7 protein-coding genes are annotated in these 10,022 nt (G+C 65.0%); 1 reads left to right on the forward strand and 6 read right to left on the reverse strand.

Annotated features, from left to right (window positions below; translation table 11 throughout):
• The first annotated feature begins 436 nt into the window (after nucleotides 1–436).
• Nucleotides 437–1,447 (forward strand): galactose-1-phosphate uridylyltransferase, encoded by a 1,011-nt coding sequence (galT, locus tag MJD61_03360; protein ID MCG8554313.1) that lies wholly within the window; start codon nucleotides 437–439, stop codon nucleotides 1,445–1,447.
• 16 nt (nucleotides 1,448–1,463) lie between these two features.
• Here the strand turns inward: galT and MJD61_03365 are convergent, their stop codons facing one another.
• The 6 genes from MJD61_03365 to MJD61_03390 form a co-directional block, all read right to left on the reverse strand.
• Nucleotides 1,464–1,961 carry an SRPBCC family protein gene (locus tag MJD61_03365; GenBank protein ID MCG8554314.1) on the reverse strand — a complete coding sequence of 166 codons (498 nt, stop codon included), beginning with the start codon at nucleotides 1,959–1,961 and terminating at the stop codon, nucleotides 1,464–1,466.
• 11 nt (nucleotides 1,962–1,972) lie between these two features.
• Nucleotides 1,973–4,042, reverse strand: coding sequence for a sodium-translocating pyrophosphatase (locus tag MJD61_03370; protein MCG8554315.1), 2,070 nt, complete (start codon nucleotides 4,040–4,042; stop codon nucleotides 1,973–1,975).
• Nucleotides 4,043–4,264: 222 nt separating this feature from the next.
• Entirely contained in the window at nucleotides 4,265–6,697 is a 2,433-nt protein-coding gene (locus MJD61_03375; GenBank protein MCG8554316.1) for a TonB-dependent receptor, read from the reverse strand.
• Between the two features lie 47 nt (nucleotides 6,698–6,744).
• Complete coding sequence (locus MJD61_03380) at nucleotides 6,745–7,977, reverse strand: imelysin family protein (GenBank protein ID MCG8554317.1); 1,233 nt, start codon at nucleotides 7,975–7,977, stop codon at nucleotides 6,745–6,747.
• On the reverse strand, nucleotides 7,974–9,374 hold the full coding sequence (locus MJD61_03385; protein ID MCG8554318.1) for a DUF4856 domain-containing protein: 1,401 nt from the start codon (nucleotides 9,372–9,374) through the stop codon (nucleotides 7,974–7,976). Before MJD61_03385 ends, MJD61_03380 begins: the two co-directional genes overlap by 4 nt.
• 293 nt (nucleotides 9,375–9,667) lie before the next feature.
• Nucleotides 9,668–9,865, reverse strand: a complete 198-nt coding sequence (locus MJD61_03390) for a hypothetical protein (GenBank protein ID MCG8554319.1) — start codon at nucleotides 9,863–9,865, stop codon at nucleotides 9,668–9,670.
• Between the last annotated feature and the right edge of the window lie 157 nt (nucleotides 9,866–10,022).

The following is a 10,022-nucleotide window of genomic DNA, read 5'->3' on the forward strand; positions in this document are numbered from 1 at the left end:
ATCCCCTTTTTCAGCCCCTGCCCCAATTCCATCGCCACCACTTTTTGAGAAGTTACGGTCACGCGGCGTAACTATAAAGTATTGTTGCACTTTCATTCCCTTCCAATCCAAGGCTGATGGCAAACCCAATCGATGCTCGCCCGCGTGGCCTCGCTTCCTCCGCACGGCCTTGCTTTCTCCACACGTGCCCCGTGCTCGCGGACCCTGGCCGTGAGGCGCCCACCGAGTCGCCAGCATGCTACAATCGCATACAAAACGGACATTCGCTCGGAAAAACCTGCATGTCAAGCGAAAGGGAATGCAGCACCGGCACCCACTCTTTGAAGCGCCGCCGCTGCCCAGCTGGCAGCACGTGTCTCGAGCCGCGCCTTGATTCGTGCCAGCCTTGGGTCGAGGATGGGTTGCGAGGCTCGGTCAGAATTGGATTCCTTGACGCATGCTAACCGATCGGCGCTCTAGCGTGTCCGTGCTGCGACAGGATGCCGCCAGCGGCGACTGGGTGATCCTAGCGCCAGTCCGGGAGCGGCGGCCACAGCAAGTTGCAGGCAAGCCCGCGACCCGGGAGGACTGCCCCCTGTGTCCGGGGCATGAGTCCCGCACGCCACCGGAACTGCTACGGATCCCAGCCGATTGCCGCGCGCCGTGGAGCGTGCGGGTGGTGCCAAACAAGTTCGCGCTGCTGTCGCCTGCCCAAAGCGCGGAGCAAGCGTGTAACACCCCGCTGCTGCGGGAGCACAGAGGATACGGTCACCATGAAGTGATCGTCGAGGGGCCGGGGCACGAGCCGCGCATGGCCGAGCTGAGCCTTGGTGAAGTGGCAGCTGTCCTCGACGCCTATAGCGCGCGTTATGCGGAGCTGCGCTCGGACCCGCGAGTAGCCTACGTACTCGTGTTCAAGAACTGCGGCGTCAGCGCCGGGGCCTCGCTGGTACATCCCCACTCGCAGCTGATGGCCACGCAGGTGGCGCCGCTCGAGCTACAGCACCGGATCGCGCGCGCCCGCAAGCACTTCGAGCATACCGGGCGCTGCCTCCAGCTCGATGCGATCGAGGCCGAGCTAAGGGCTCGAGAGCGCGTCGTGAGCGAGACCGACCGATTCGTTGCCTACTGTCCCTTCGCATCGGTCGCCCCGTACGAGGTGCGCATCGCACCCAAAGCGCAGCAAGCTGCCTTCGGCGCGACGTCGAGCGCGGAGCGCCTCGAGCTCGCCGGCCTCTTGCGCTCCACGCTGCTGGCCCTGGACCGAGCTCTCGAACTACCCGCGTTCAACTACATGCTGCACACCGCACCGCTCGCACACGAAACGAGTCCCTACTACCTCTGGCACTTGCAGATTCGGCCGAGGACGGCAACCCTCGCCGGCTTCGAGCTTGGATCCGGGATCGCCACCAAGACCGTCTTTCCTGAGGAAGCCGCTGCCCGGCTCCGGCAGAAGTTAGGTGCTTAGGGCCTTGGACGGGCTCTTAGCGAAACGCGTGAGTTATTCTTGCGCTGACCCCGAGCAGCGTCCGGAGCTGCTGCTCCAGGGCGCGGTGCAGGTAGCGCGCGATGAGCAACACGAGGGGTCGCGTCAGCGGGTGACGCGGATAAAGCTCCATGGTGCGCTCGATCTCGGTAGCATCACCGCTGCACGTGAATCGCCAGTGCTCGAGGAAGTGGCTGAAGAGCCACGATGCGGGTGCCGAGAATTCGCCGATACGTAACGAGAGCGACCTGTCTTGGGTGGCCTGCACGATCTCTTCGACGTGGGAGCTGCCATCGGCATTGATGACCCCGATGCGGGTGCCCACGAGCCCCGCGGGTCTGGCGAGATAGCGGGCCTCGCGAATACCCGGAACCGGACCCGAGCCCTCGAAGCTGGGCCAGTTCGCGAGATCGAGAATCGTCTCGCAAATCTGCGCCGGCTTGCGCTGCGAGCGCCTCGAGCAGGTCACAACGACGGGTCTCGGCGCCTTCTTCATCCAGCACGGGCCTACAACAGCGGGGCAATGACGAGCGCGACAACGCTCATCAGCTTGACCAGGATGTTGAGCGAGGGGCCCGCCGTATCCTTGAAGGGGTCGCCGACCGTGTCGCCCACCACCGCTGCCTTGTGGGCGTCGGAGCCCTTTTCTTGCAGGGAGCCGTCCTTCATCTTGAAGCCGCCACCCTCGAACGACTTCTTGGCGTTATCCCAGGCGCCCCCTGCATTCGACATGAAGATCGCCATGAGCACCCCCGCCACGGTCACTCCGGCGAGCAACCCGCCGAGTGCCTCTGCCTTGAGGCCGAAGCCGACGACGACCGGGGTGACGATCGCGAGTGCACCGGGCGCCACCATGCGCTTGATGGCCGCACTGGTTGAAATATCCACGCAGCGCGCGGTATCCGGCCTGGCCTCGCCGTCCAGCAGGCCCTTGATCTCACGAAACTGGCGCCGCACCTCTTCGATCATCTCCATGGCGGCCTCGCCGACCGCCTTCATGGCAAGCGAGGAGAACAGGAAGGGCAGCATGCCTCCGACAAACAGCCCTGCCATGACCTTCGGCTTGGACAGATCGATGCCAGCGATGCCGGCTTCCTGGCGGAAGGCCGCAAAAAGCGCCAGCGCGGTCATGGCCGCAGAGGCGATGGCGAATCCTTTGCCGATGGCCGCCGTGGTGTTGCCCACCGCGTCGAGCCGGTCGGTAGTGGCGCGCACGTCGGGTTCCTGGTGCGACATCTCGGCTATGCCGCCGGCGTTGTCTGCGATCGGTCCATAGGCGTCCACGGCCAGCTGGATGCCCGTAGTCGAGAGCAGGCCGAGCGCCGCAACGGCCACACCGTAAAGGCCGGCCACCTGGCTGGTCCACACGACGCCCGCGGCGATCAGCAGCATGGGGACCGCGGTCGACTGCATGCCGATGCCGAGCCCGGCAATGATGTTCGTGGCCATCCCGGTCTTGGACTGCTCGGCGATGCTGTCGACCGGTGCCTTACCCATCGAGCAGTAGTAGGAGGTGACAAAAGCGACCGCGAGGCCGATCACGAGACCGATCACCGTGGCCACACCCACGTCGGTCCAAGTTACCAGCACGCCCCCTGCTGCCTGAGTGCCGCCCTCGGGCCACAGCAGCTTGGCCAGGCCGAAGGTCGCCAGGGCCATCGCGCCTGCTGCGCCGTACGCGCCATGGTCCAGAGCCCTTTGGGGGTCTTGACCCTCGCCGACGCGGACGAACAGGACGCCCACCATCGAGGCGACGATGCCCCCCGCTGCGACGACCAGCGGTAGCAGCACAGGCCCGATGTGCTGACCGGAGCTGACTGCTTCGAAGCCCAGCCCAAGCACCATGGCGCCGATGATCGCACCCACGTACGACTCGAACAGGTCGGCGCCCATGCCGGCAACGTCGCCGACGTTGTCGCCCACGTTGTCCGCGATGACTGCGGGATTGCGTGGATCGTCCTCTGGCAGACCCGACTCGACCTTGCCTACGAGGTCCGCACCCACATCCGCGGCCTTGGTGTAGATTCCTCCACCGACGCGAGCGAAGAGCGCGATCGACGAAGCTCCCATCGAGAAGCCCGTCAGGACCCTAATCGCCAGGTTGAGCTCGAACACGCGGCTATAGACGAGGTAGAGCGCTCCGAGGCCGATCACGGCCAAGCCCACCACACTCATACCCATCACCGAGCCGCCCGAAAACGCCACCTTGAGCGCAGCCGGCAAACCAGAGCGGGCCGCCGCCGTGGTGCGTACGTTCGCGTTGGTGGCCACCCGCATGCCGAAGTAGCCTGCAAGACCCGACGCCAGCGCGCCCGCCACGAACGACACGGCAATAACCGGGCTTCGGCCTTCCCCCAGGTTACCCGCGACCAACAGGATCGCGACCATGAGCACGAAGACAGCGAGCACCTTGTACTCACGTGCCAGAAACGCCATCGCACCCTCCCGGATGCGCTGGGCGATCTCCTGCATGTGTTCGGAACCTGCGTCCTGCTTGACCACCCAGGAGGCCTTGGCGTACGCAAACAACAGCGCCAGCAGTCCGGCACCCGGAGCGGCGAACACCAGTGAATCCATATCGAGTCTGTCCTCTGCTGCGCTTCGTTGCAGCCAGCCGACCGACAGCTGCAGCGCAGCGCTTGCGCTCACCCTGCCGGGCCCTTGGGGTCCAGCCGGCAAGCCTGTCCGTCAGGTTGGGCGCTTGGATAGCCGAGGGAATTCAGGCTGTCAACGGGGCGGACGGCGGCCACAACTTCGTGCCAGGTTTCGGCTGGCGAAGCGTCGGCTGAATAGGCCCCGCTACGGGCCAAAGGCCTGCTTCAGCCCCAGTAAGAGCTGCAGGGGCCTGCCCGGACGGGCACCGAAGGGTCGCCTCGAGGCGATGTAGCGGTGGTCCAGCGCGTTGTTGATCGTGAGGTACGCCTGGGCCCCCTGCCACAAATCGGCTCCGAGCGCGAGGTCCAGCAACCAGCGCGCATCCGTGAGCACGGCGCTCGCGGCGCTGCCCTGGCCGGCCGTGTCTCGCATCCTCGAGGCATGACGACCTACCAGACTTGCGTTCCAGCCCGCCCCGTGAAGCTCCAGGGCAAGCAAGCCTTGATGCCTTGGCACGTAGGGTAGCTCGTCGCCGCGCTCCACCTCCCCGAACTGCGGATAGGGCGAGCTGAAACTGGTGCGGAAGCGTGAAAGCGTCAGCGTGTAGTTCAGCTCGACGTTCACGGCCACGCTATCGCCGGCGTCCAAGCCTTGCGCCGCTCCCAGCTCCAAGCCGTAGGCCACAACGCTGCCTGCATTGTACTGGACGCCGACCGCTTCGGGACGACAGCCGGCGCTGGCGGTGCAGGTGGCTGTGAGATTACGGTAGTCGCTCGCGAACCCCATAAGCTCCAACCGGCTCTGCCCGACAAGCACTCGGGCTCCGAGCTCGTAGTTGATCGCGGTCTCGTGTTCGACGACCTCGGGCTGACCTGGTGCGGCGGGGCTGAAGCCACGGTGAAGGCCCGCAAGGACGCCGAGCTCGGGCAGCACCTGGTAGTGTACTCCGAGCCCGGGCAACACGACGGCGTCCGAGCGCTGTCGCGCGACTGGGAGCCGATCCGGACCGGCATCCCCACCGAGCTCCGTGTCGATCAGTTCCACGCGGACCCCAGGGGCCAGCGACAGCGAAGCCAGCTCCAGCGTTTCGTGCAGGTACAAAGCGACTGCCGTCGTGGCGGCCCGATCACGCCGAAGCACCCGGGGGGGCTCCGCGGTGACACGCGCGAGCTGGGCATCCCGCATCGAATACGGCCGCGCGGTCTGATCGCGGCGCACCGAATCCTGATGAATGCGGGCACCGAACTGCAAGCGGTGCACTAGGGACCCGAGCTCGCCGCTCCATCGGCCGCGAAACTGCAGCCCCTGAGAAACAAAGCGCCGGTCGTTGTTGCCGATCAGCAGCGTCTCGCTCGGATGCAGGGAATCCCCCTGGCCGGTCAGCACCCGGTAGTAGACTGCGGTCCGTCCCGAATCCGGGTTCGCGAGCACGTCGGCGAGAGGGGGTGCCCCAGAATCAAAGCCAACGAGCTTCCTCCAGGCGCGCCGGAAGTCGTGACGGTAGGCAGTGGCACGCAATTCGAAGCCATCCCCCACCCCAATCAGATAACTGGCCTGCGCCTGGGTGCGCCACCAGTCCATCAAGCCCAGAGCGCTCGCGGCGTAGCGTCGAAGCGGATCCGCCTGGAAGTCGGAATCCGTGAGACCGAGGTAGGTCTCGTGGGATCGTTCGTCCCCAAAGCCCAGCTTGAGCTCTATTTGGTGCAAGAGACCGGATCGGGAACCGGAACGGTAGCGCGACTTGAGCATGAGCTCGTTCTTGTCGAAGCCGGTGTTGCCCGGGCCGTCGAGTTTCTTGAATCCGCCGCTCTGCAGATGCGCGGCCTCGAGCAACAGCGCGAAGGGGCCGCAGCGCAGGCCGTGGTGCCCATGCAGCTTGCCGTAGCCGAACGAGCCAAGCGCGGCGTCGATCGCGCCGCTGCTCGTCTCCGGAACCGCTCGGGTACCCAGGTTGACAGCCCCTCCGATGGTGTTCGGGCCGTGCCTGATGGACGCGGGCCCCTTGAACACCTCGACCCGCGTTACACGCGTAACCAGAGGGAAGTAGTAGGCGGCCGGCGCCGAATAGGGAGCGGGCGCCAGCATGACGCCGTCCTCGAGCAGCGTCACCTTGGCGCTGCGCTCCGAGTTCGCACCGCGAATCCCGATATTCGGTCGCAGACCGAAACCGTCCTCGCCCCTCACGTACACCCCCGGTGCACGAGCGAGGACGCGATGAATATCGTCCCTCTCGTAGACCTCCAGTTCCTCGGCGCCGATCACATGGGCCGAGCCTGCGATACTGGGTATCTCTTCGCTGGCGCCAAGAATGGAAATGGTGTCCAATCGCAGTAGATCGTCGTCCAGCTCGGCCGGCGCGCCCCGATCGCTGTCAAGCACCGCATCAAGCTCCTCGACTCCAACAGACTCTGTGGCGACGGGATCGCTGTCTCGAAGCTGCTGTGCGCGTTCCTCCTCGACGGCCGGCGCTGGAAACGGCTCGGGAGCGGCCGGCGGTTGCTCCTGCAAAGGAGCCGCATCCTGCGCGGACAAGGGCGGCGTGGGCACGAGCGCGAGCAGGCACCCGAAAACAGTGAACGAGACGCCCCGATTTCGATCCGGCCCCGCCAGCGGTGTTGTAACAGTACTCGCCCGCATGATCCGCTGATCCAGCGGCACTCCAGATGTTGCTAGCGCGGCGGCCCTTAGTCGATGTCCGTGGCTGCTTCCGCAGGCACCTGCAGGCTCAAGGCCGTCACGACCTCGCCCTTGAGCTTGTCCGTCACGCGCTTGACGGCTCCGTGCAGTAGGCGAATCGGCTCGGGGTCGGATTCCAGGGCAGTGCCCAGCACGTCCGGCAGCTCATCGACCGCGTGCACGGCGGCCGCTATGTCCTCGGACAGCTCCTTTGTCAACGCCGACATGCCGAGCTCTTCGAGCATGTCATCGAAGCCGTAGCCCGACTTCGAAGCGCCCGTAGCGTTGCCGCGATAGACGCTGCGAAACCCGACCAGGTTCGCCTTGATGTTCTCCTTGGAGTGCTTGGCCCAAGGTGATTCAAGAGCGTCCGGACACGTCGCCCGCGGACACTTGCTGCTCAGTCCGAGCGGCAGGGCGAGCTTGCGATCTTTGGTCCGCAGATCCAGATAGAAGAGCGCGGAGAACACATCAGAGAGCGCGTCCCTGCGCTTGGGGTACACCGACCCGGGCTTACCAGCTCGCAGCAACTGGCTGACGAAGTCCCCCTCGCTCTTGTCCCAGGCCTTGCGCAAGCGGTTGGCGTCTTTGGCGAGCTGTTCCGCCACGGCCTGGGCATAGCCCGCTCGTCGCTCCCGCACTTCGTTGTCGCCGAGCGCCGCCCACGTCTTTTTGGAGTTGATCGCGACCTTGGAAGGGCAGTCGTTGCCGGCGTCCTCACGAAACAGCAGGTACTCCAGCGCGTCCAGTCCATACACGTTGACGAGCCGGCTCGAAAAGAAGTCTGGCTCGCCGTACTTCGCCAGCACCGTTTCCTGATCGATCCGACACGGGTTGACCGTTGGCCAGGAATAGATCTCGTCACGCAGGCCCTGTCCGCCCGCGGCTCGTTTGGCTGGGCCGGCGGGACCGATCTGCAGGACCTCCGCCTGCTGCCACAGCTTCATCGCATCGGCCCATGCCTCGCGTGCCCGCCTGAGCTCGGCGTCCGCAGGACCGGTCCTGAGCGCGCCGGTATGAGCATCAACCGCGTCACTCAGCTTGCTGGCGGCCGCTTCGAAGTCACGGTACAGCGGCAGCACCACGTTGTCAGCCAAGTCGCGCTGGAAGGCCTCGAGGTCCAGTTTCGCCGTCGGATCCGGTTCGGCTCCCGGCTTGCACGCGGCGAGCACGACCACGACCCAAAGCACGCGCGGGACCATCCGGTCACGGCCCCGCCCCGCCGCCGACCCGAACGTCACCAGCCGCCCTTCCCTTGGTCGTCGCCGATATTGGCGGCATCGAAACCGTATGCGTCCTGCAGCAGCGCGCGTGTTTGGCGCAAGGCCTTCGCATAAGCCTTTGGGTCTTTGTGTCCGGGCAGTACGGGTGCGTCACCCACCTGCTGGTGCAGCTCGCGCAAGCGCTTCTCGCCGAGCGGTGAGCGGGGATTGAACTGCAGGGCCAAGGCGAAGCCCTTGAGCTCGGACCAGTGCTTTGCGTGAGCGTAGAAGTCGTAATCCTTGGTATCGAACACGGTCATGTCCTGCAGCACGTCGTTGATGTAGTGCACCACGGTGGCGGCGATGGCCTTTTCCCAGTTGCTCACCACGGTGTCGCGCTCCGCCTGCAGCGCTTTGAGATCGCTGTCGCTGAGATCCCCGTCGGACGAGGAGATGATCGACCGGCCTCTCAGGAAAGCCTTGAACGTGTCTCCGCTGAAATCCGTAGGCGCGTCTTTTGCGCTGCCCCTATCCCGTTTAGCTGCGTTGACCGAGTGTCCCAGGTTGATCTCGCTCCGCAGGTCGATGGCTCCATCCTGATCGGTGTCGAAGTAGCCATTCTTGCGCTCGGCTCGCCCTCCCTTGGCCGCTATTTCGTCGTCGGTGTAGTCGCCATAGTCGCGCGCCGCGCCGAAGTATCCGAACGCTTCGTCCCAGGCATGCTCGAGCGTCGTGTAGGGCTTTCCAACCTTGTCCGGCCCCTCGTTGCTCGAAAGTAGACCCTTGCCCGGCTCGCTGTCATCGAGATAGTCGTCCACACCCTGGCTGAAGGCGACGGCGCCCCCCAAGAACTTCTGGATCAGCTGCTGCAGGTCCAGCCCCTCGGGCGTCACATGCACCTTGCTCATGGGCTTGCCTGTCGGGTCCATGGGGATCATCCCGCCCGCGCGCTCCACTGCCATTCGATCCAGCTCATCGAACCACACGAGCAGCAAGCTCTCCGGGCTGGTCACTTCGGAAGCGTCCCAACCAACGAACTCCTTATCCCAGGCCTTGTGCTGCCCCACCGGATCGTTTCCGGCTAGCTTGCCTTTCAGGGTCTTGCCCCTCGCGACATCGTTGTAAGTCGACTGCTGGGTGCCCGGCTCGGTCGACAAGGTGATAGCGACCTCACCCGAGGTCTGGCTGTCGAACGCGTAGTAGAAATCGAGCTCCTTCCTGACCTCGCCGGCTACAGGCACGAGTGCGCCCTTGTCGATCGCATCGGTCAGACTCCCAATGTAGGCTTTCAGGTCTTCGATCAGCACGTGACGCAACGTCTGACCCGAGTAGCTCACGCTGGAGCCTTCCTCCTCGAGGCGGCTGTCGAACGCGTAGCTGGCAGGAACCTCGAGCACACGCGCCTCGTCCGCGTTGCCGGCGCACCCGATCGACATCGCGGCCCCGAGCACCGCAGCGGGCCCGAAGCCACCGAAAGCGCGGCAGAGGGCGCCGAACCGAGCGTTCGGGTGTTTGTGGCCGGCGGAAAAACGCGGATCAGAGTTCCAGCGATGGAGACTAGGTCGCATATGGTCCTCCTGGGGACGCTGGGGCGCCGTCCATGTTGCAATTGAAAACGAAAGCCCTTTTCAACAAGCTCGTACACCCTCGACCCGTGATTTGCAAGCGCAAAAGGCCTGCGCCACAAGCCTGGACGCAGGTACCCGAAGGGCGCCCTCTCGAACGGGGCTCAGCGCTCGGTATCGGGCGGATCGAAGAACAGCTCCCGTGCCGGGCGCTCCGTGCTGCAGTTGTATGCACCCAACACGAGCGCTATGGGAAAGCCCAGCAAGACCAGCCCAAACATCGCACTCACCGCCAGCTTCAGCGCCCGCGGGGCGGGTCTCACAGGACGTCGTAGGTCGGTCAACACACGCTCCTTGGGCATAGGCTAGGGCGTGTCACGCTGGGATGCTGGAGGCAAGCACATGTGGTAAGGGCCCGCGGAAGAATAACTCGTGTGTTTCGGTGAGGTCTGGGCGCCGCTGGCGAGGCGCGACGACGAGGAGTATTGGGGATGCTTCGAGGAGGAGCAACATAGCCAG

The organism is Pseudomonadota bacterium (genome assembly GCA_022361155.1).
Lineage (GTDB): Bacteria > Myxococcota_A > Polyangia > Polyangiales > JAKSBK01 > JAKSBK01.

Bases quoted from the DNA above. Each gene is read 5' to 3' on its own strand.
- galT (MCG8554313.1), top strand. From the start codon at position 437: ATGCTAACCGATCGGCGCTCTAGCGTGTCCGTGCTGCGACAGGATGCC.
- MJD61_03365 (MCG8554314.1), bottom strand. From the start codon at position 1,961: ATGAAGAAGGCGCCGAGACCCGTCGTTGTGACCTGCTCGAGGCGCTCG.
- MJD61_03370 (MCG8554315.1), bottom strand. From the start codon at position 4,042: ATGGATTCACTGGTGTTCGCCGCTCCGGGTGCCGGACTGCTGGCGCTG.
- MJD61_03375 (MCG8554316.1), bottom strand. From the start codon at position 6,697: ATGCGGGCGAGTACTGTTACAACACCGCTGGCGGGGCCGGATCGAAAT.
- MJD61_03385 (MCG8554318.1), bottom strand. From the start codon at position 9,374: ATGTCGATCGGGTGCGCCGGCAACGCGGACGAGGCGCGTGTGCTCGAG.
- MJD61_03390 (MCG8554319.1), bottom strand. From the start codon at position 9,865: ATGCCCAAGGAGCGTGTGTTGACCGACCTACGACGTCCTGTGAGACCC.